The following is a 21,517-nucleotide window of genomic DNA, read 5'->3' on the forward strand; positions in this document are numbered from 1 at the left end:
GCGGTGGGTTGTAGTTGTGCTACCATTTTATCAATGCAGAGGCCCATGTCAATCCACCGCCAAAGGCCTCAAGGATGATATAATCACCCTCTCTGACCCTGCCCGACCTGACGGCCTCATCAAGGGCTATGGGGATTGAGGCGGCAGAGGTGTTGCCATAGCGGTCAAGATTGATCATTACCTTCTCAAGCCCCAGCCCGAGTCTCTTTGCCGTGGCACTGATTATCCTGAGGTTTGCCTGGTGGGGGATGAGCAGAGAGATGTCCTCGGGTTTTAATTTATGTTCTTTCAGGGTGCTCAGCACGAGTTTTTCCAGTGTCCTTACAGCTACCTTGAATGTCTCGTTCCCCCTCATCTTCATATAGTGCAGCCCCTCTTTTACCGTCTTCTCAGTTGCAGGCATTCTCGATCCTCCGGCCGGTATATGGAGAAGGTCCCACATCGAACCATCGGCATTAAGCTTGACAGAGAGTATTCCCCTGTCACCGTCTGTTGCCTCAAGGACTACAGCGCCTGCCCCGTCACCAAGCAGCACGCAGGTGCTCCTGTCCGTCCAGTCGGTAATCCGTGATAGCACCTCGGAACCAACTACAAGTACTCTCTTGTATATTCCTGCCCGAATGTATGCATCAGCTGTTGAGAGGGCGTATATAAAACCGGAACAGGCGGCATTTACGTCAAAGGCTGCAGCCTTTTTTGCGCCTATCCTGTGCTGAAGTAGACAGGCGGTGGAGGGCAGTGGCATGTCACCACTTACTGTGGCAACAATTATGAGGTCCAGCTTTCTTGCCTTCAGACCCGCAGATTTGAGGGCCTCGTTTGATGCCATCAATGCAAGGTCTGACGCAGCCTCTTCGTTTGCAGCGATCCGCCTTTCCCTTATGCCGGTCCTCTCCCTGATCCATTGGTCAGAGGTATCCACCATTTTTTCAATGTCAAGGTTTGTTAGAACCTTTTTGGGAACGTATAGACCGGTTCCAGTGATCCTGGCCTTTAACAATTATATAACTCCTTAATAGACGGTTGTTTTATTTTTTCCAGCATTGAGGTAACATCCTGACTGTCCCTACGCCGAGGCCTTGGCTGCCGGCCTGGAAGGCTTGCTGTTTTTCTTGAGTTCGGAGGATATTATCTCATCCACCCTGAGCCGGGCGGATATATTGGCTGTCTTCAGTGCGTTTCTTATGGCCTTTGATGAAGACCGCCCGTGACTTATTATGCATGTTCCCCTGATTCCAAGCAGAGGAGCCCCTCCATATTCAGCATAATCAGTCTTCTTTTTAAAGTTCTTGAGGGCAGGTTTCATAAAGAGATAGGCAAGCCGTCCCGTGGCAATATCGGCAATCTCCTGCTTCAGCATCTTCATGATTGTCTCAGCCAGGCCTTCGCTGACCTTAAGTACCACATTTCCGATAAAACCATCGCATACAACAACATCTACATTGCCGCTGAAGATATCCTTGCCTTCTATATTGCCGACAAAATGCAGTCCGCTGTTCTTTATAAGCCTGAACGCCTCTTTGGTAAGTTCGTTCCCCTTTGTGTCTTCCTCCCCAATGCTCAGCAGTGCAACCCTTGGTTTCTGTATGCCAAGGACATTTCCGCAGTAAGCATTCCCCATCAGGGCAAACTGCAGGAGGTTTGATGCTTCGGAGTCAACATTTGCCCCTGCGTCGATGAGTACGAAAGGCCCCTTGAGGGTTGGCATGGTGGTAGCTATGGCAGGCCGGTTAACCCCTTCAGCCGTGCCCAGCAGCAGGAGGGCAAAGGCCATTACTGCCCCTGAGTGCCCTGCGCTTACAAAGGCATGGGCCTCCCCTTTTTTGACCATCTCTACCCCCCGCCTTATCGAGGAATCCTTCTTTCGTCTGACAGCCACGGATATTGGTTCATCCATGGCTATCAGCTGGGAGGCGTGTTTGACGGAAATCCTGTCCGGGGGATAACGTTTATGTCTCAGTTCTTCTGCAATCAGATCTTCCCGGCCAATAAGAATAACCTCGATATCCTCGGTATCATTGACAGTTTCAACCGCTCCCTCCACTGTCACACGGGGCGCAAAATCCCCTCCCATGGCATCAAGAACGATCTTCATATTTCTGTTTTTTCAATAACCGCTATGACTTTTCTGTCATTATATATGCCGCAGCTTGTACATACCCTGTGAGGCAGCTTGAGTTCCCCGCATTCAGGGCATTTCATAAGGGAGAGAATCGTTCCCTTCCAGTTTGCCCTTCTCCTGTCTCTGCGACACCTTGAGTGTCTGGATTTAGGATTTGCCATTTTTAATTACTCCTTTCTGTTTTCTATTTGGATAAGAGTTTCTTTAAACTCTTCAGTCTCGGATCAATGTACTCATACTTGCATTCGCATCTCTGGAGGTTCAAGTCAGCACCACATACAGGACAGAGTCCCTTGCATGTTTCATCACACAATGCCTTCATGGGTAGATTGAGAATCAGTTGTTCTCTTATCACCTGAGTGATATCAATCTCATCGTTGCTGTAAAAACCTATATTGATCTCATCTCTGGAGACCTCGTAAGTCTCTTCTTTTGCCACCTCTGCTGCGGGGTGGTATAACAGGTCAATATTGAGAGACAGCTCCTTCTGAAAGTTTATCAGGCATCTGCTGCACTGAAGTGCCACCCTGCCCTGAATGTCACCCTCAATCCTGACTTCTTCTCCCCGCCTGTTTATCCGAAAGTGAGCAGTAACAGGGCCTATGGATTCAAGCAGGGAGTTTTGGGAGAGACTTTCAGAGAAATCCAGGTCTATCCCGTGTTCTTCTATTTCGGAAACAATTATCTTCATAATTCTGTGGCCTCATTATCCCATGGTTTCAGATTAATGGTTCTTATGAGGATGTTATATATTACCATAGTATAGGGGGAATAAAGAAATTAATAGAGTGAAAGTATACTTTTTACTTGAAAATATTGTCAAGTAGTTGTAAATTAATACATGGGATTAGAAAAAAGATACTGTCTATGTTGCGGAGAGGAGGTTCCCTGCAATATTGTGGTAAGAAACGAGAGAAGGGAACTAACCTGTGCCTTTTGTGGCTTTACACTGGGTACGGATAATCTATGGGAAGGTAGAAGGAGATCATCAGGTACGTATGCACTTATTGCAGAGGACTCAAAATTCACAAGGACCCTGCTGAAAGAATTAATATTGAAGAAGGCGTTAGCCAGTGAGGTTGTTGCAGTCTCCAACGGCCTTGAACTCGTTTCGGAATATTCGAAACTTCTGTCCGCTGATATCCAGGTCAGATTTGCAATAATCGACCTTAATATGCCGGTGATGGATGGTCTTACTGCTGCAAGGACCCTCAGGACACTCGAGGAAAAAAAGAAGAAAAAGAAGGTGCCGATACTCTTTTTCTCAGGAATCAAGGCTGACGAAGGTCTTAAGAGGCAGATGGAACTTCTTGCCCCTGCCAATTATGTCAACAAGGGGGCAGACCCTGATACGAAGGTGCTTGTTCGCAGGGTGGAGGGACTCCTGAATTTTATATCTCAGCACTATCAGAGTGCCTGATAGAGGAAAATGCTGGAGTATTGGAGAGATGGGGAGTTGTAGAAATGCAGATTTCAACACTTTCAAAACACTCTCATACTCCAAGACTTCCATACTCCAAAACTCCACGTGGCTATGAAGAATCTAAGGGCGCATCTCTATATTGAAGGGCTTGTTCAGGGTGTTTTTTTCAGGGCGTTTGTAATGGAGCTTGCCCTGAGGTTAGGTCTCAAGGGATGGGTAAGGAACCTCCCTGACGGGAGAGTGGAGGCAGTTTTTGAGGGAAAAGGGGAGGACGTTGAGAAAGCGATAGTAGAATGTTATAAGGGGTCTCCTGCTGCTCACGTCACCAATATAGACGTTGCCTGGGAGCCTTACAAGGGTGAGTTCACGGTTTTTGAGATAAGATACTGAAAGACTATATGATTTATGCAGGTTAAAATGAGCGGATTGCTGACGGAGCTAAAAGAGAGGGTACTTAACGGGGGAGAGGTCTCGGAAGAAGAGGCGTCCTTTCTTGCAGATGGTACTGCTGTGCCTCTGCACACTTTATTTGAGGCTACCACCTCTATCAGGGAACGTTTCAGGGGTAACAGAGTTGATCTCTGCTCAATTGTTAATGCAAAGTCCGGTAATTGTACAGAGGATTGTGCTTATTGTGCTCAATCCACCAGACACAGGACAAATATAAATGTCTATCCCTGGATGGGGCAGGGCGAAATCTTAAGCAGGGCGAAAGAGGCAAGGCTTTCCGGTACAAAGAGGTTCTGTATCGTTACGAGTGGCAAGCGGGTTTCAGGAGAAGAAATAGAGGTTATAGCCTCTGCAGTTGGCGATATCCGGCAGATTGGTCTCCTGCCCTGTGCCACACTCGGTCTTCTCGATGAAGATGCCCTCAAAATACTGAAAGACGCAGGTCTTGAACGCTTTCATCACAACCTTGAGACCTCTGAAGAGTTCTTTCAGAAGGTCTGTACCACCCATACCTATAGTGACAAGATAAAGACGATTATGGCTGTGAAGAATGCCGGTCTTTCCCTCTGTTCAGGAGGGATTTTCGGTCTTGGTGAATCATGGGACGACAGAATCAGGATGGCTTTTACGTTGAAAGAGCTGAATGTGGATTCCGTTCCCATAAATTTCCTGATGCCCGTGAAAGGGACACCTATGGGCCATCTTCCCCCACTTCATCCTTTAGAGGCCCTGAGGATTATAAGTGTCTACAGGTTTATACTTCCCGAGAAAGAGATAAGGGTCTGTGGCGGACGGGTGCAGACACTGGGAGAATTGAACTCAATGGTCTTCCTTGCTGGTGCCGACGGCCTCCTGACAGGTAACTACCTTACACTGAAAGGCCGCTGTGCGGAAGATGATATAAGGCTGATCAAGATGCTGGGCCTGAGATACGATTAGTTCATGTACTGGAATATAAGGATGAGGGCATCTGAGGGTGAGATGCATATCTCCGGGGCTGAGGGCCTGTACCCGGGAGATGAGCTGCAGGACACTGTAGCGGCTTATGTGCAAAGGGCACTGCATCATGACAGGGGTGAGCCTGACAGGGTTGTGGTTACCGTTGAGAGGCTTGAAGAGGAGCCTCAGCTCATAGAGATGCAGCCGGTTTATACAGTGAGTACCGGAGATTACAGTGAGGCATGGAGATTTGTTGAAGAGGGACTGAACTGTCTTGATGTCTCCGGGAAGGCATTCAATACTGCCAGATCCATAATAGAGTCTCCGGATGTTATGAGGGGGGCGGCACTTGTAAGGGCAGTCAGTGGTGTCAGGGTAGAGCCTGACAGGGTAAGGGGAGTGAGGGCCACAAGGCTCGGCATTATGCCGGCATTATTGCCGACATTATATGAGTCTCTGAATAGATTCGATGCAGACAGGACTGTTGTGAGTGAGGCCGTTGTGCTTGCTTCAAAGGTGGCGTCCTTTCCTCATATAGTTGCAGAGCTGTGTGTGTCTGATGACCCCTTTTACACAACCGGTTATCTCTCTTCAGAAAATACCGGTTATGTGAGGGTGCCTCACATAAAAGAGAAGGATATGATGAATGGCGGCAGGGTCTTTTTTGTTATTGAAGAGTGCGCTGTAGGGGATGTTGTCAGGTATCTCGAGGAGACACCTGTTATGATCAATAAGTTATCAGATATTCATGATATAATTAACCCTGATGAGTTCATCTGCAGTATTAATCGTTAATCCGGCCTCAGGTTCTTTCTCTGAAAAGAGACTCCTGTCAGCAATAGATGTGCTGAAGAAGAGATTCGGTGACGTCTCCATCTTTTATACAGGCAAGAGGGGTGATGCCGAGCGGATTGCCGGAGATGCTGTAAAAAAATCCCCTGAGATGATACTGGCCATAGGGGGGGATGGCACTTTTAACGAGGTGGTCAACGGAACGGCCTTTACAGATGTGCCTGTTGCCTTTATACCTGCGGGTACCACAAACGTCCTTGCCCGGGAGCTGGATTTCCCGGCTGACATTTATAAGGCTACACTGAAGGCCCTAAACGGCAAGACGGAGTATGTTCATCTCGGCAGGATAAATGATAAATACTTTGTTCTTATGGCTGGAATCGGCTTTGACGGCGAGGCCGTTTACAGGGTGGACCAGAGGTTGAAGCGCGTGTCAGGTAAAGGGGCATACCTGATAAGCGGTCTTAAGTGTTTTATGAGATATCACCCTGACCTGCTCAGGATAGTCGTTGATGACAGGGAATACGAGGGATATGGGCTTATTGTCTGTAATGCCGGATATTATGCCGGAAGTTTCAGGGTCTGCCCTGATGCAGGCCTTGGAGCTCCGCACCTGTATGTCTCTATTATGCACGGAAGCAAGAGAAGAGACCTGCTCGGATATGTGATTGAAGTTATAAGTGGTGGGCGTATGAGTTCAGAGAGAACAACCTGCATAAAGGGGAAGAGAATAGTCGTATCAGGAGATGCACATATTCAGATAGACGGTGATTATTTTGGCACAACACCTGCTGAAATAACATTTCATGAGAGGGCACTCCGGCTGATAGTTCAGTAGTGTTTTTTCAGTTCCATGAGAACCTGCTTCCCGATATTCTTCAGTGTTTCAAATACTCCCCTGCCGCTTGTGGCCACACACTCGAACGCGGGAACCTTATCGGGATTCAGGAGACTATCCAGCTCTGCAACAGGAACAACATTAGGCAGATCCCGTTTATTGTACTGCATTGTGAAGGGCAGCCTTTCGAGTTCATATCCCTGGTCAGCGAGGTTGATCCTGAGGTCCTCAAGGCTTTCAATATTGGCGTCTGTCCGCTCGATCTGTGAATCTGCAACAAAGACAACGCCGTCCACTCCTTTTAGTATCAATTTCCTGCTTGCCGCATAAAAGACCTGTCCCGGGACAGTGTAGAGATGGAATCTCACCTTAAACCCCTTCATGTCACCAAGTGCAATTGGAAGGAAGTCAAAAAAGAGAGTTCTCTCGGTCTCTGTTGCAAGAGATATCAGTTTGCCCTTTTGCTGAGGGGAGGTTTTTTTGTAGATGAATTGCAGGTTTGTGGTTTTACCACACAATCCGGGTCCGTAATAGACTATCTTGCAGTTTATCTCTCTGGAGGAATAGTTTATAAAGGACACCTAATAACACCTACTTGAAAAGCTGGTCAATATCTTCATCCGTAATTTCGGCGAAGGGGGATAATTCCGCTCTTCCCCTCTTCTCTCCCAGGGCCTTTCTGTCCATCTCGTGAAAGATCCTGGTTAATGCTCCTGTAGATTTTTTGACCCTGAGTCTGACGATTCCCAGGGAAGACCGTCGATCAAAGAGAACTCCCAGGATTACCTTGTTTGCTACAATGGATATGTGAATATTGTCCCTGTCACCTTCGTGAAACAGGATAGAGAACTCCTTCTGGCCGAGGAGTTTTGCTATACCGCCTGTGGCAGCTATATTGCCGGCAGTGAGAGATGCAAGGGCGGTTGTGTCAATATTATGGGTATCACCTGCTGAGGCGATTAGTTGACCGTTTTTGTCAACGAGAAAGACGAGCTTGGCATTGGCCAGATGGTAGAGTCTCCTTAATTCCTCATCGACCCTCCGGAACTCTTCCTCATAAATTACAAAGTCTGACATCGCTCTCCCGGACAGATCTTTTTAAGGCCATTTCAGTAATGGCTTTCGTAAATCCTGTTGTTTTACATTAACAGAAAGGACAATTATTTTCAACCCGGCTAATTCCCTTCTTTTGTCGTTTCTGTTTCTTCAGCCCAGCAGGCCGCCTCTCTCAGGAGTTTATCCCATTCATGATCGGTATTTTCCTGAGCTTGTTTCAGGAGGTCTTTACTGTCAGGTGAAAAGAGGTGTTTGAACCTTCCCTGGGTCTTGAGGAAGTCGGTGACCGGTTTCTTTTCCTTTGGCTTGTAGTTTATAGTCAACCTGCCGTTTTCATATTCATAGAGCGGCCAGAAACAGGTGTCAGCAGCGATTCTGCAGAGTTCTATTGCATTGTTTGTAGGAGTCCTCCATCCGCGATTGCACGGTGCGAGTATGTTTATGAAGGCCGGACCATCAACCTCAAGCGCCTTTCTGACCTTTGTCATAAGGTCGCGCCAGTGTGCTGGTGTGGTCTGTGCAACATAGGGGATGTCATGTGCAGCCATTATCCTGGTGAGATTCTTTCTTTTCTGGGGTTTGCCGTGTATTACCCGGCCTGCCGGACATGTGGTTGTATTGGCACCAAAAGGGGTGGCGCTTGAGCGCTGTATTCCCGTGTTCATGTATGCGCCATTGTCATAGCAGATGTATACCATGTCATGTCCCCGTTCCATGGCACCGGAAAGGCTCTGAAACCCGATATCGTAAGTGCCCCCGTCTCCGCCAAATGCAATAAACTTTATCTTGCGGTCAATCCTGCCCGTTTTCTTCAGTGCCTTGTACATGGCCTCAACCCCCGAGATTGTGGCAGCCGCATTCTCAAAGGCACTGTGTATCCAGGGGATTTTCCAGGCGCTGTACGGATAGATGGTTGTAGAGACCTCAAGACAGCCGGTTGCGTTTGACGCCACCAGGGGGACATCAGCGGCAAGCAGTACCTGTCTGATCGCAATGGGTGCACCACAGCCGGCACAGAGCCTGTGCCCGCCTGTAAGCAGTTCCTCTTTTTTTGAAAGTTCCTTTAACCTCAATGGTGTTGACATCGTTAGCTCCTTTTTTAAATTGTCGATTTTCAGTTTTTTAATGCTCAATCGTCAATAGTCGATAGTCAATAGTTATTATTCTCTAACCCCGATATATTCTTTCAGGGTCCCTGTCTTCCCGGTATCCAGGATTTCGGTCATCTCCTTGATGACTGCTTCTGCATCTTCAGGCATGAAGTCTCTTCCGCCGAGGCCGTAAATCTTGTTGACCATAAGGGGGCTGGAGCCTGATGCCATCATTGCCGAGGCAATCTCCATGTACATCGGGCCAAAACCACCAAAGGAATCAGCCCTGTCAAATACACATATGACCTTTGCGTTGCCCAATGCCTCTGCAACCTCCTCATAAGGGAATGGCCTGAAAAGGCGGGGCTTCAGCAGTCCCACTCTTATCCCTTTGTCCCTGAAGGCATCTACCACGTCCTTGGCAGTGCCTGCTGCAGAGTTGAGCAGGACAACGGCAATCTCGGCATCATCGAGCCTGTAGGGCTCAAAGAGGCCGTAACTCCTGCCCGATATTTTTTCAAACTCCCTGGCCACCTCAAGTGTAACCTTCTTTGCCTTGTTTATGGCCTCATGCTGAGCCTTTTTGAACTCTATATAAAAGTCCGGAAGCACAAGGGGCCCGTAAGTTACAGGCTTGTCAACATTGAGGAGCGGGTATTTTGGTTTAAACTCCCCTATAAAATCCCTGATTACCTCATCCGGCAGGAACTCCATACTCTCGATTGAGTGACTTATTATGAAACCATCCATGCATACCATTGCAGGAAGCCTTATATCCTCGTGTTCTGCAATCCTTACAGCCTGAAATATGTTGTCGTATGCCTCCTGGGCATTTTCTGAGTAAAGCTGAATCCATCCGCAATCCCTTGCGCCCATTCCGTCGGAGTGGTCGCCGTGGATATTGATGGGGGCGGAGAGAGCCCGGTTTACAAGCGTCATTGCTATTGGTAGCCTCATGCCTGAGGCAATGTGGAGCATTTCCCACATCAGGGCAAGTCCCTGTGAAGACGTGGCCGTCATTACCCTTCCACCAGCTGCTGAAGCGCCTATGCAGGCACTCATGGCACTGTGTTCACTCTCCACAGTGACGAGTTCCGTATCCACCACACCGTCTGATACAAAGGATGCAAATCTCTGCATAATCTCTGTTGAGGGCGTGATAGGATAGGCGGCACAGACATCAGGGTTTATCTGTTTCATGGCCTCTGCCAGGGCCTGGTTTCCTGTAATTGCAAGTTTTTTACCCATATTAGTTGCCCTCCTCTACCATCACGATTGCCTTCTTTCCCTTTTTACCGGGACATTCATGAGCACATACCCCACAGCCCTTGCAGTGCCCGTAATCAAACTCACCCCTCTTGCTGTCCTTTACCGTGACGGAAGAGTCAGGGCAGTATATCCAGCAAAAGAGACATTGAATACAGTTTTCCTCTATCCATTGAGGTCTGGAGGCACGCCATGAACCAGTGTTGTACTGTTCTGCATTACCTGCCTCGGGAATAATCGCCCCTATCTCCAGTTCTTTCCATCCCTTTAGTTTCATCCTTCTTTAACCTCCTCATAGCCTCTTCTGGTTGCTTCCAGATTGCCTGTGATAATCTTTTCAGAGAATTTGCTGCCAAAGCTCCCCTTTACATCATCAAGAAGGGTCTGAATATCCGTTATCCCCGATGCCTTGATAAGGGCTCCAAGTACGCATGAATTCGGGAGGGGTCTCCCGATGGTCTCCATGGCGATTGTGCTTGCATCAATCGTAAAGAGCTTCTGACTATCCTTCAACTTCAGCCTTTTCCTTATTTCTTCCGGTGTCCTGTGTGTGTTGATCACGAATATGGCATCATCCGGAGTCCCTTCCGTGATATCAATGCTCTCAATGAGGGTTGCATCCATGACAACTACAATCTTCGGATGGCTAACCGGACAGTGTAGTCTTAGGGGTTTTGAACTTATGCGGTTATATGCCCTGAGAGGTGCACCTGCCCTTTCAGGACCATACTCAGGAAATGCCTGTACATTCTTACCGCCGCTCAGGCATGCATCAGCCAATACCTTGGCAGCAGTAACAGTGCCCTGTCCACCCCTGCCATGCCATCTGATCTCAATCGTTTCACTCATAAAGGATTCCTCCATTGTTTCTATACTTGGTTTGGATTGGAAAATCTCGTGATAAGAGTCAAGTGCCTTCTATTCTATTAAATTAACAAGTGTTATTTCAAGAAGATTAGCAATATAACCGTCTTTTTGGCCTTTTTTTCTCTGATACTGTTATGATAATTTTTTATAATGTTGAGAGAAATAAGAATAAAAAACTTTGCAATTGTGGACAAGCTCAGCCTCTCCTTTGAAGAAGGCCTGAATGTAATAACAGGTGAGACAGGGGCCGGCAAGTCCCTTGTTGTGGATGCCATTGAGCTGGTACTTGGGGGCAGGGCGAGCTCAGACTCCATCAGGGCCGGCGCAGATGAGGCCTGGATAGAGGCTTTTTTCGAGATAAAGGATAGCCTTCTGCTTGATTCAATCGGTATTGCCTGTGATGAGGGGGTAATCGTAAAACGGGTAGTTTCGAGGACCGGACGGAGCAGGGCCTATATTAACGATTCCCTTGTAACCATACAGACCCTTTCAGCCTTTGGCAAAGACCTTGTCGACCTGCACGGCCAGCATGAACACCAGAGTCTGCTCTCCCCTGCTGTCCAGAGGGGGCTTGTTGATTCCTTTGGTAGACTTGACGGTCTTGTAAAAGAGGTAGGTAAACTTCATAACGGTTACCGGACCCTGCTCAACACCGTTACGGATATAAAGGAGAGGGCAAGGGAGAGGGCACAGAGAATAGACCTTCTGAGGTATCAGATTGCCGAGATCGATGCCGCAGGACTTGGGGGGGGAGAAGAGGCGGGGCTGCGTGAAGAGAAGGCAATTCTTTCCAACCTTACTCGGCTGAGATATCTTGGGGAGTCGGCCTTTTCGGTTCTGAAAGATGAGGACGGCTCTGTCCTGGAGAAACTCGGCATGCTCCTTCGCGATATTGAAGAACTCAGTCAGATAGATGCCTCTGCGGCAGAGGTTCTGAAGGTTTTAAGGGATGCAGATTCCCTGCTGCAGGATGCCGCCTCTTCCCTGCGCGAGATCAAGGAGAGGTATGACTGTGAGCCACAGAGACTTGATGACGTGGAATCAAGGCTGGCACTGATTGAAGACCTTCAGAGGAAGTATGGTGAGACAGTGGAGAGCATCCTTGATTATAGAGAGAAGGCAGCAGCGGAACTTGAGGATTTGGAGGGACTTGAGGAGCGGGGTGCAGAGATTGAGAATGAGTTGGAAAAGATTCACTCAACATTGATGGAGAAGGCCGACTCCCTGAGCAGGGAGAGGAAAAAGACGGCCCGGAGGATTGAGGTCATGTTAAGGGAGGTGCTCTCCGAGCTTGCTTTCAGCCACCCTGATTTCATGATAGAGGTTGCAGAGATACCCATCACGTCAACAGGCATTGACAGGGTCGATTTTCTCTTCTCCGCCAATCCCGGTCAGTTGCCGCGCCCCCTCAACAAGGTTGCCTCAGGCGGGGAACTCTCAAGGCTGATGCTTGCCCTGAAGAGTGTGTTTGCAGATGTGGACAGGGTGCCGGTGCTGGTCTTTGATGAGGTGGACGCAGGGGTGGGGGGACAGACGGCCGAATCAGTTGGGGAGAGATTGAGAAGACTTTCAGAGAGACACCAGGTTATATGTATAACACACCTGCCGCAGATTGCATCAAGGGCGGTTTTTCATCTCCTCATAACCAAGGAGGAGGAAGGAGACGGGGTTGCAGTGACGGTCAGGGGGCTTGACCGTGATGAGCGGGTAAGAGAGATTGCGAGGATGCTCAGTGGCTCTGTGACCGGGCCGTCTCTAAGACATGCCGAGGAGTTACTGCGCAAAAAGCGGGATGAAGGGCGATGAAGGGCAGGATTGAGATAGACAGGGAACTATGTAAGGGTTGTGATTACTGCGTTATTACATGCCCGAGGGGGATAATAGAGACGGATTCCGTGTTCAACAAGGCCGGCTATTATCCTGTAAGGCTGACAGAACCTGACAGGTGTACCGGGTGCGTGCTCTGTGCCGAGGTCTGTCCTGAGTTGGCGATTATGGTCTGGCGGGAAAGCGTTGTGCAGGAGAAATCATAAAAATTATTCAGACAGGATTAACAGGATTTACGGGGTATTTTTCATTTTTATCTCAAATTACGCAAGGGTATCGGTGAGTGAGCGGATTTTCGCCTCCTTTGAATCAATTCAATAATTGAATATGCAACACAGTTTATCTAAAAAAGTGATACATAACTTAAAACGTTGAGGCCCCAGTCTGTTAATAATTCGGCGAGTTAATCAGTGAACGAATCGGTGCCCTTGTGTAATCGGTGCTTACTTCACTTCCTGTTTCTGATAAACTCGTAAATAGTGATTGCCGCAGTTGAGGCCACATTGAGGCTTTCAGCCTTTCCATATATGGGTATCCTGAGGCTGCATGATGCCTCCTGCCTTATATCCTTGCTTACCCCCTGCGTCTCATTTCCAAAGACCAGAGCGCCGCTGCCCTCAAGGTCAAACTCAAATATCGTCTTGTCTGCCTCTGGTGCTGTAATCAGGATGGGGATCTTGTGCCCCCTGCACCACTCCAGAAAATCCTCTCTTTCCGCCAGGACGATGTCCAGGCTGAAGACACTCCCCGCGGATGCCCTGATTACCTTGGGATTAAAGGGATTGGCAGAGCCCTTGAGGGAGATGAAGGCCCTTATTCCTGCCCCGTCACAGACCCTGATGATTGTTCCTGTGTTGCCGGGGTCCTGTATTGCGTCGGATACGACGAAGAGTTCATCCTCTTCCGGAGAAAGGTCATGGATATCCCTTGCCTTTACCTTGCAGATTGCAATTATTCCCTGGGGCGTTACGGTGTCGGATATTTGAGCCATCCGGTCTTTGTCTATAACGAATACCGGTATGGTGAGACCGGTAAGTTTTTCGAGTATGGTGTCGTACTCTGTTTCCTTCAGAACGTCCTCTGTGATGAGTGCCGACTTGATTGCGGCCCCGGCTTCAATGGCCATTGTGAGGGGTCTTGGCCCTTCAATCAGTACCTCGCCGGAGAGGCTTTTGAGGTCGGGTGCATATTTTTCAGGCCTGCTCCTCAGTTTGAGGACCTTCTTTATTGCCGGGTTATGCGGGGAGTGAAGGGTCTTCGGCTTCATTTTTAACCCTCCATTTTATGTATACGATTATTCCGGGCAGAGAGCCCACTGTGTAGGCAAAAAACCATGCAAGGGATATCGAGGTGGCTACCTGGGGAGAGATTCCTGTAAGCCCCAGGAGCATTACAAACGCCCCCTCCCTGATGCCGAGCCCTGATATGGATATGGGGAGGGTTGTGAGGGTGTTTATTATGGGTATGAAGAGAAAGTATTCTATGAGGGAAGCATCTGCGCCGATGCCGACAGACAATATATAGACAGAGACGATTCCAAAGACCTGTATGATGATTGAGAGGGCGAAGGCCTTTAACAGAATAACAGGGGAGTGCTTCAGCTTACTGAAATACTTATGAAAACGCCGTATGGTTGAAAACCTTTTCCCAATCTTGAGGACAAAAATGAAGAAACTGATTGCTATAAAGATCATTGCTATTACAGGTACCGCCCATTCCACACCAGTGCCCCGTATTTTGTTTATTCCAAAGGGAATGGCGGTAAGTCCGAGGGTGATCATTGCCAGAAATCCCATATACCTGTCGGCAAAGACCGTTGCGAGAGACAGGGAGCCCCTCTCTGTGTCCTTGTAAAGATAGTAGGTCCTGACTGCATCTCCACCGACCATGCCGGGCAGGAAGCGGTTGAAAAAGGCCCCCATGAGATAGAGCGAAAAGAGCCTGAAGGTACTCATGTTACCGAAATTCTCTCCAAGTGGTGTAAGCAGTACCTTCCACCTGATGGTTGATGTAAAGAGGGACATTAAATAGAGTATCAATGCGGCAACGAAGCTTAAGGGGTTCATCTCCCTGAGAGTGAGATATACTTCCCGAACCCCGGCCTTCCTCAATACAAAATAGAGGATGGCAGAGCTTATGGTCATCTTCACCAGGAGCGTGAATATTTTATTTCTCTTTTTTGCCAAGGGTCTCCTTGATTACATAGATTGGCTTTCTCTGACTCTCGTGATAAACCCTTACGAGCATCTCACTTATAAGTCCCATGCCTATGAGCTGAATTCCGACAATTATCAGGAGGATACTCAAAAGGAGAAGTGGTCTGCCCCCTATGGACTCGCCGAACAGGACCTTTCTGAATGTGAGATAAAGTGAGAGGGCAAAGCCGATAAAGCCGCAACCCAGTCCAAGGGGGCCAAAGAACTGTATGGGTTTTGTGGAGAAGCTCTGCAGGAACTTTACTGTTATAAGGTCGAGCATCACCTTGACTGTACGGGAGATGCCGTATTTTGATTTGCCCCTGAGCCTCGGATGATGAGTGGTCTCCACCTCTGCCACGCTCACTCCATACCAGCTTGCCACGGCAGGAATGAACCTGTGCATCTCTCCGTATAGTCTCAGGCTTTTAATAACCTCACGCCTGTAAGCTTTTAAAGAGCACCCGTAATCATGAAGCCTTACCCCGGTTACCCTGCTTATAAGCCAGTTTGCAGCCATTGAGGGAAGCCTTCTGCTGAAAAAGGGGTCTTTCCTCTCCTTTCTCCATCCGCTCACAAGGTCAAAGTCATTTATAAGAGAAAGGAGTTTTGGTATATCTGCGGGATCATTCTGCAGGTCCCCATCCATGGTTATGATAACGTCGCCCTGTGCAAGGTCAAAGCCTGCGGCAAAGGCAGCGGTCTGGCCAAAGTTTCGCCTGAGGATTAAGACCACAACGCGCTGGTCTGAGATGGATAGTTTGTTTAGGAGTAGCGGGGTTTTGTCAGTGCTGCCGTCATCCACATATATGAGTTCATAATCAACACAGAGGGATGGAACCACCTCCATAAGTCTTGCATGAAGCTCGTTAATGTTCTCTTCTTCGTTATAGAGCGGGATTACTATAGAGAGCCTTTTTAACCAGGCCGGTTTGTTTGTAATATTCTTCTCCTCTTTCAGTTCACTAACAGAGTGTTGCAAGTTGATTTCCTTTTTCCTCCCGGGATTGCACGGAAATTCCTGATAAATAATCCTTTCCCGAGATCCGTTATTCTATGTAAGTTGCAACTCGTCCCCGAACGGGTCTTCTATTTTACACATTTTACAGCAACTAAAACAAACTGTGCGGATCTGACCTCTGCGTAATCCGTGCTCTCTCCTGAGAAGGTAATAGTGCTCAAAGGTTATAAATTGTGAAGTTGGCTTCTCAAGCGAAGTGTCGTTTTTTGTCACTCGATGCCATTTATCCTGATGCGGGGGGCTTGAAGAACTTAATGGATACAATGTGTTAGCAGATCTTCTTATTCCATTGACTTTTAAGCCTTTTGTGTCGGAATTACATTATTTTTTCTTAATGTTACCGCGTTTTGAAAAAGCTCCAATGAGCTCTTTTATCGAGAATGCCTGGAAAGTGGGCATGATACTTGCTACATTTATGTATGTTGTATTAGAATTAGTTAAAGCGGGAGTTTTCTATATAAAATAAAACGAAACTGTACGACAGATGCAGGGTTGGTGAACTATTATGGCAGATATGCAAGCAATTACAAAAATTTTAATATTCATGGCAGCAGCAGTGGGTGTTATTAGTGTGATGATATATATACTCGGACTCTTCAGGCGACCTGATACAGAGGAGAAGGAGAATGTAAGCAATCTCAGAAGTAATTCCTTGAGGGATCAGAAGATCCGGACGCTTCAGTCCCAGGTACAACGTTTGAATGAGCTTAACAGCCGCTATCTGGTTTTTATGCTAAACGTCCCCACGGTGGTCATGCACCTGAACACCACACTCGATTTTGACAAAATCACCGCCACGATTATTCGACTGGTAAGGGATATCCTTGCCACAGATACGGTTGAGCTCTATATCTTTGACAAGGAGGATGAACTCTTGAAGAGGGTATCTCCGGATGGCAAGATAGAGGACCATGTTACGTATGCCCTTGGAGAGGGACTGATTGGCAGGGCCGGACAACATCGAATGCTCAGGATTAGAGGCCGGGGGGATGAAGGGGTTAACGGGAAAAAGGCTACTGAACAGGTAGAGACACAGCTCTATATGGCTGCGCCCATTCATTTCAGCAATCGCCTGCTTGGTGTCATAGGTGCCGGAGAGGTCAGAAACCCCAGCGGTAACGAAGGGAGCCTGCTGAAGATGATTGCAGACATTGCAAGTGTGGCGTTGTTTAATCAGAAGTTTCTGAGCGGGGCAAAGAAAGAGGCGGAAGTCGATCCTCTGACCGGGCTTTATAACCGCCGCTACTTCTTCCACATGGTCCAGAAGTTTGTGGAGAAATCCATTCTGGAGGATATTCCAATCTCGATCTTCCTTTTTGATATTGATAACTTCAAGCACTACAATGACACCAATGGCCATGCCGAGGGGGATCAGCTTTTGAAGGAGCTTAGTGATCTGGTGAGTAAATTTACACGTAAGACATCAGTTGTTGCACGCTATGGTGGTGAGGAATTTATTGTCATGCTGCCCGAGATTTCAAAAGAGGAGGCCTTTGTTTATGCCGAAAGGGTTCGGGAATTAATCTCCACTCATCCTTTTGCCAACAGGGAGAAACAACCACTGGGTATTGTTTCGATCAGCGGTGGTGTAGCAAGCTTTCCTGCTGACGGCAGATCAATTCATGAGGTGATTCAGTTGGCGGATGCGGCCCTCTATCAGGCGAAAAGGGAAGGGAGAAACCGTGTTTTTATGCACAAACCCTTTCTGTTTTCAGATGATATCTCAGAAGATTGATAGTGCGCCCAGATTGGTGCCTGTCAAATTGAACTCCGTTCATTACCGTATTTTTGACATGCATTAATGGGTATGGCCGAAACGCTGAAGGCGGTACCTGATAATCTCTTCAACCATTGCATCCACAGTAGCGGTTTCAGGCATAATATCCACTTTCAGTCCCGCCTTCTCAATAGCCCTTGCAGTAACAGGACCTATTGCGGCAATTGTGACATCTTTCAGCAGATCACCTGCCTCATCACCCATCATCTCGCGGAAATTGGTAAATGTGGCTTCAGAAGTGAATGTTACTATGGTAATCTTTCCTTCCCTGAGGAACCGTTTCAACCGCTTGCCTTGACTGCCGGGTTTAATTGCCCTGTAAGTGAAAGGAACGTCTATCTCTCCACCGGACTTTCTTACTTTCTCGGGAAAGACCTCCCTTGCCGCTGCAGCACGCGGCAGCAGTATTTTCAGGCCCCTGAAAGCATCAGGTCCGCCAAATGCCTTGATAAGTCCCTCTGCCCTGAAGCTGTCAGGAATAAGGTCAACCCTGAGTCCGTATCTTCCGACCGCATCTGCTGTTTTTGAGCCAATAGCGCATATTTTGATCCCAAAAAGGTCTCTCACATCCATGTTGAGCTCAAAAAACCTCTGGAAAAAGAATCTCACCCCGATTGCACTGGTAAAGACAAGCCATTTATAGGTGCTGACCTTACTGATTGCAGCATCAAGCTCTTTCCATGACTCCGGTGGTACCACCTTGATAGTGGGGAATACCGTCACCTCGGCCCCAAGCCTTTCAAGTGGTTCAAACCCCTCTGAATGCTCCCGTGTAACCAGTACCCTCTGACCAAAAAGCGGTTTCTTTTCAAACCAGTTGAGTTTATCCCTCAGTTTCACAACATCTCCCACGACTATCACAGCCGGGGGCCTTATCTCGCTGCTCTTTATCGCCTCGGGGATATCTCTGATAGTTGAGACAATGGTTCTCTGCTCCGACCTTGTCCCCCAGCGTATTACTGCCACAGGCGTATTCGGGTCCTTTCCATTCTCAATAAGTTTCTCCGAGACGTCCTCAATGTTCTTTATCGCCATCAGAAAGACGATAGTTCCATTGCCCCGTGCAAGGGCTGCCCAATCAATACTGCTCTCCTTTTTTGTTGATGCCTCATTGCCGGGGACTACAACAAACGAGGAGGCGTAATCCCTGTGTGTCAGGGGAATTCCGGCATAGGCCGGTGCGGCAATAGCTGAACTGATACCAGGGACAACCTCAAACTCTATCCCTGCCTCTGTAAGGACTTCAGCCTCTTCGCCTCCCCGGCCAAAGACAAAGGGGTCGCCACCCTTCAGCCTGCATACATCCTTCCCTCCCAGCGCCTTGCGGACCAGAACGGAATTTATCTCATCCTGTGTCATATCATGGCGTCCGCCACGCTTTCCTGCATAGATAAGCTCAGCCCCACCCTTTATATAATCCAGTATCTGGACATTGAGATGGAAGTCGTAAACCACAACATCGGCCCTCTGCAGACACTTCAGCCCTTTTATTGTCAATAACCCGATATCTCCCGGCCCTGCCCCAACGAGAGATACCTTACCTTTTGTCACTTTCATTATTCACCTCAGTCAGATATAAACTCACTCTTTTTTCGATTAACGTGCCGGGTCTCTCCCGTAAACACTATCAAGTATCTCCTTTGCGCCCCTTGAGAGCAGGTCTTCGGCAAGCCTGATGCCGATGGACTCTGCAATATCCTGCTTACCTTTCATTTGTTCCCTTATAATCCTCTCACCGGATACGCTTCCAACAAGACCTTCCATCACAATTTTTCCGTCAATCAGCCTTGCATAGGCACCAACCGGTACCTGACAACCCCCTTCGAGCTTTTTCAGAAAGGCCCTTTCAGCCCTCACGCAGACAGAGGTCTCCTCGTGATTTAATGGCATGATCAGGGTGTTTATAAAATCGTCCCCGGCCCTGCACTCAATTCCAACAGCACCCTGTCCTATTGCCGGAAGGCTTATTCCGGTCGGAAGTACCTCTGTTATCCTTTCGTGCCAGCCGAGCCTTTTAACGCCGGCGGCAGCAAGGATTATGGCATCAAACTGTCCCTCGTCAAGCTTTTTCAGCCTTGTATCAAGATTGCCCCGTAACTGCCCTATTTTTAAATCAGGCCTGATGTTAAGCAACTGGCATGACCGTCTGAGGCTGCTCGTTCCGATTACAGCTCCTTCGGGCAGGTCTTTAAATTTCTGAATTTTGAATCCCGAGTCCTGAACTTGTGATATAAACGCATCCCTCGGATCTTCTCTTTTGCATATAACGGCAAGATGCAGGCCGGCGGGAAACTCTGTCGGCACGTCCTTCATGCTATGAACTGCAATGTCTGCCTCATGCCTCAGGAGTGCCTCTTCAATCTCCTTTACAAAGAGTCCCTTGCCGCCCACCTTTGCAAGGGGAACGTCCAGGATCTTGTCACCCGTGGTCTTTATCCTGTTGAGTTCAACCTTCAGGTCAGGATAAAGTCTCTGCAGCTCCGACTTTACCCACTCAGCCTGCCAGAGTGCCAGCCTGCTGCCCCTGGTACCTATTATCACCTTTTTATTGCGAGCCATTATTTTCCCCTATGCCGTAAAGTCTCTTTATCATTGCAATCAGTACATCCCTGTCCTCTGAATCCTCCTTGAGAGCCACGGTGGGGGGATGAATGAGTTTGTTGACCACTGCAGAGACAGTGTATTCGATTGCCTTCCTCTGTTTTTCGTCCACACCTTCAAGCCTGTTCATAAGTTTTTCAAGTTCTGCCTGCTTTATTTCCTCCGCCCTGTTACGAAGGGCTACTATCGTGGGGACGGAATCAAGGGATACCTGCCATTTCAGAAACTTCTCAAGTTCCTCCTCAATAATCCCTTCAGCCCTCTCAGCCTCTTTTTCCCTTCCCATAATGTTTGAGTCGACAATGCCCTGAAGGTCATCCACATCATAGAGGTAGACGTTGTCAATATCATTTATCTCCGGATCAATATTGCGGGGAACGGATATATCAATTATAAAGACAGCCCTGTTCTTCCTTCCTTTCATTATCATCTGCATATCCGACTTATGGAGTATATATGAGGGGGCGCCGGTTGAACAGATAATAATATCCGTGTTGACAAGTTCCTTTATAAAGTCTTCGAACCTTACGGCCCTGCCGCAAAATTCCCTTGCAAGCTCAACTCCCCGTTCATAGGTCCTGTTTACAACAGATACATCCTTTACACCGCTTTTGATAAGGTGCCTGACTGCCAGTTCCGCCATCTCCCCGGCCCCGAGGAGCATGAATCTCTTTTCACTCAGGTCGGTAAATATCTTTTTTGTCAGCTCTACTGCGGCATAACTTATGGATACGGCATTCTCTGCAATTCTTGTTTCCGTCCTTACCCTCTTTGCAACGGTTATGGCCTTCTTCAGAAGCCTGTTCAGGAGGATACCTGTAGCCCCTTTTGTGAGTGCGAATTCAAAGGCGTCCTTCAATTGTCCCAATATCTGCGGCTCGCCGACAACCATTGAGTCAAGGCTTGAGGCGACCCTGAAGACGTGCCTTATTGCATCCCTGTCGGTATAGAAGTAAAGAGAGTTTTCAAGGGCTCCGGGATCAATGGAATGAAATTCCGAGAGAAAGGCCTTTACGGAATCAACGGCTATTTCAGGGTTGCTGACATGGGCATACATCTCCACTCGGTTACAGGTGGAAAGTATCATTGCCCCTCTCACCTCCGGTATCTGAAGGAAACTGTTCAGTCCCTCCTCCAGACCGGGACCGTCAAAGGCCAGTTTCTCCCGTACCTCTACCGGGGCAGTCTTATGATTAAGTCCGGTTACCAATACCCTCATCTTACAAAGCTGTGAACCCCCTTCAGTAACAGA

At 48.2% G+C, this 21,517-nt stretch carries 24 protein-coding genes; 8 read left to right on the plus strand and 16 right to left on the minus strand.

All coding sequences use genetic code 11. The features are described from left to right. Positions 1-19: 19 nt before the first annotated feature. The 4 genes from VST71_03055 to VST71_03070 form a co-directional block, all read right to left on the minus strand. Complete coding sequence (locus tag VST71_03055; protein ID MEC4684695.1) at positions 20-1,000, minus strand: beta-ketoacyl-ACP synthase III; 981 nt, start codon at positions 998-1,000, stop codon at positions 20-22. Positions 1,001-1,066: 66 nt separating this feature from the next. Then, positions 1,067-2,095 (minus strand): phosphate acyltransferase PlsX, encoded by a 1,029-nt coding sequence (plsX, locus tag VST71_03060; protein MEC4684696.1) that lies wholly within the window; start codon positions 2,093-2,095, stop codon positions 1,067-1,069. Next, on the minus strand, positions 2,092-2,283 hold the full coding sequence (gene rpmF, locus VST71_03065) for a 50S ribosomal protein L32 (GenBank protein ID MEC4684697.1): 192 nt from the start codon (positions 2,281-2,283) through the stop codon (positions 2,092-2,094). The genes plsX and rpmF overlap by 4 nt, the downstream gene beginning before the upstream one ends. 23 nt (positions 2,284-2,306) lie before the next feature. Beyond that, on the minus strand, positions 2,307-2,813 hold the full coding sequence (locus tag VST71_03070) for a DUF177 domain-containing protein (protein ID MEC4684698.1): 507 nt from the start codon (positions 2,811-2,813) through the stop codon (positions 2,307-2,309). 207 nt (positions 2,814-3,020) lie between these two features. On the opposite strand from VST71_03070, the gene VST71_03075 reads away from it, so the two are divergent. The 5 genes from VST71_03075 (at position 3,021) to VST71_03095 (ending at position 6,564) form a co-directional block, all read left to right on the plus strand. After that, positions 3,021-3,542 carry a response regulator gene (locus tag VST71_03075; GenBank protein ID MEC4684699.1) on the plus strand — a complete coding sequence of 174 codons (522 nt, stop codon included), beginning with the start codon at positions 3,021-3,023 and terminating at the stop codon, positions 3,540-3,542. Positions 3,543-3,656: 114 nt separating this feature from the next. Continuing rightward, positions 3,657-3,935, plus strand: coding sequence for an acylphosphatase (locus VST71_03080; GenBank protein MEC4684700.1), 279 nt, complete (start codon positions 3,657-3,659; stop codon positions 3,933-3,935). A 27-nt stretch (positions 3,936-3,962) separates the two neighbouring features. After that, positions 3,963-4,934: a biotin synthase BioB gene (gene bioB, locus VST71_03085; GenBank protein ID MEC4684701.1), complete on the plus strand. Its 972-nt coding sequence runs from the start codon at positions 3,963-3,965 to the stop codon at positions 4,932-4,934. Between the two features lie 3 nt (positions 4,935-4,937). Further along, entirely contained in the window at positions 4,938-5,729 is a 792-nt protein-coding gene (locus VST71_03090; protein MEC4684702.1) for a 6-carboxyhexanoate--CoA ligase, read from the plus strand. Beyond that, positions 5,701-6,564 (plus strand): diacylglycerol kinase family protein, encoded by an 864-nt coding sequence (locus VST71_03095; protein MEC4684703.1) that lies wholly within the window; start codon positions 5,701-5,703, stop codon positions 6,562-6,564. The genes VST71_03090 and VST71_03095 overlap by 29 nt, the downstream gene beginning before the upstream one ends. On the opposite strand, the gene VST71_03100 is transcribed toward VST71_03095, so the two are convergent. The 6 genes from VST71_03100 to VST71_03125 all read right to left on the minus strand — a co-directional run bounded on the left by VST71_03100 (position 6,558) and on the right by VST71_03125 (position 10,826). After that, a complete protein-coding gene (locus VST71_03100) occupies positions 6,558-7,145 on the minus strand; it encodes an ADP-ribosylation factor-like protein (GenBank protein MEC4684704.1) in 588 nt (195 codons plus the stop codon). The two genes, VST71_03095 and VST71_03100, sit on opposite strands and share 7 nt — an antisense overlap. A gap of 10 nt (positions 7,146-7,155) precedes the next feature. After that, on the minus strand, positions 7,156-7,641 hold the full coding sequence (locus tag VST71_03105; protein ID MEC4684705.1) for a roadblock/LC7 domain-containing protein: 486 nt from the start codon (positions 7,639-7,641) through the stop codon (positions 7,156-7,158). Between the two features lie 98 nt (positions 7,642-7,739). Further along, positions 7,740-8,705 (minus strand): thiamine pyrophosphate-dependent enzyme, encoded by a 966-nt coding sequence (locus tag VST71_03110; protein ID MEC4684706.1) that lies wholly within the window; start codon positions 8,703-8,705, stop codon positions 7,740-7,742. A gap of 75 nt (positions 8,706-8,780) precedes the next feature. After that, complete coding sequence (gene porA, locus VST71_03115) at positions 8,781-9,959, minus strand: pyruvate ferredoxin oxidoreductase (GenBank protein ID MEC4684707.1); 1,179 nt, start codon at positions 9,957-9,959, stop codon at positions 8,781-8,783. A gap of 1 nt (position 9,960) precedes the next feature. Then, positions 9,961-10,254 (minus strand): 4Fe-4S dicluster domain-containing protein, encoded by a 294-nt coding sequence (locus VST71_03120; GenBank protein MEC4684708.1) that lies wholly within the window; start codon positions 10,252-10,254, stop codon positions 9,961-9,963. Then, on the minus strand, positions 10,251-10,826 hold the full coding sequence (locus VST71_03125; protein MEC4684709.1) for a 2-oxoacid:acceptor oxidoreductase family protein: 576 nt from the start codon (positions 10,824-10,826) through the stop codon (positions 10,251-10,253). The genes VST71_03120 and VST71_03125 overlap by 4 nt, the downstream gene beginning before the upstream one ends. Positions 10,827-10,994: 168 nt before the next feature. Here VST71_03125 and recN point away from each other — a divergent pair, with 168 nt between their 5' ends. Beyond that, positions 10,995-12,650, plus strand: a complete 1,656-nt coding sequence (gene recN, locus VST71_03130; GenBank protein ID MEC4684710.1) for a DNA repair protein RecN — start codon at positions 10,995-10,997, stop codon at positions 12,648-12,650. Then, the gene (locus VST71_03135; GenBank protein MEC4684711.1) at positions 12,647-12,877 is read left to right on the plus strand and encodes a 4Fe-4S dicluster domain-containing protein; all 231 of its coding nucleotides are present in this window, start codon (positions 12,647-12,649) and stop codon (positions 12,875-12,877) included. Before recN ends, VST71_03135 begins: the two co-directional genes overlap by 4 nt. Positions 12,878-13,119: 242 nt before the next feature. Here VST71_03135 and VST71_03140 read toward each other — a convergent pair whose 3' ends face one another. From VST71_03140 to VST71_03150, 3 genes are read right to left on the minus strand one after another with little or no spacing between them, the layout of a single operon-like run. Beyond that, positions 13,120-13,938 carry an RNA methyltransferase gene (locus VST71_03140; protein MEC4684712.1) on the minus strand — a complete coding sequence of 273 codons (819 nt, stop codon included), beginning with the start codon at positions 13,936-13,938 and terminating at the stop codon, positions 13,120-13,122. Beyond that, a complete protein-coding gene (locus VST71_03145; GenBank protein ID MEC4684713.1) occupies positions 13,907-14,857 on the minus strand; it encodes a lysylphosphatidylglycerol synthase transmembrane domain-containing protein in 951 nt (316 codons plus the stop codon). The genes VST71_03140 and VST71_03145 overlap by 32 nt, the downstream gene beginning before the upstream one ends. Next, entirely contained in the window at positions 14,838-15,848 is a 1,011-nt protein-coding gene (locus tag VST71_03150; protein MEC4684714.1) for a glycosyltransferase family 2 protein, read from the minus strand. The genes VST71_03145 and VST71_03150 overlap by 20 nt, the downstream gene beginning before the upstream one ends. A gap of 544 nt (positions 15,849-16,392) precedes the next feature. Here VST71_03150 and VST71_03155 point away from each other — a divergent pair. Further along, a complete protein-coding gene (locus VST71_03155; protein ID MEC4684715.1) occupies positions 16,393-17,622 on the plus strand; it encodes a sensor domain-containing diguanylate cyclase in 1,230 nt (409 codons plus the stop codon). A gap of 63 nt (positions 17,623-17,685) precedes the next feature. On the opposite strand, the gene cobA is transcribed toward VST71_03155, so the two are convergent. The 3 genes from cobA to hemA all read right to left on the minus strand — a co-directional run. Beyond that, complete coding sequence (gene cobA / locus VST71_03160; protein ID MEC4684716.1) at positions 17,686-19,221, minus strand: uroporphyrinogen-III C-methyltransferase; 1,536 nt, start codon at positions 19,219-19,221, stop codon at positions 17,686-17,688. Between the two features lie 39 nt (positions 19,222-19,260). Further along, on the minus strand, positions 19,261-20,223 hold the full coding sequence (hemC, locus tag VST71_03165) for a hydroxymethylbilane synthase (protein MEC4684717.1): 963 nt from the start codon (positions 20,221-20,223) through the stop codon (positions 19,261-19,263). Then, the coding region (gene hemA, locus VST71_03170; protein ID MEC4684718.1) for a glutamyl-tRNA reductase at positions 20,210-21,517 on the minus strand (1,308 nt) is incomplete at its 5' end. The genes hemA and hemC, both read right to left, overlap by 14 nt.

The organism is Nitrospirota bacterium, assembly GCA_035873375.1.
Lineage (GTDB): Bacteria > Nitrospirota > Thermodesulfovibrionia > Thermodesulfovibrionales > JdFR-85 > BMS3Bbin07.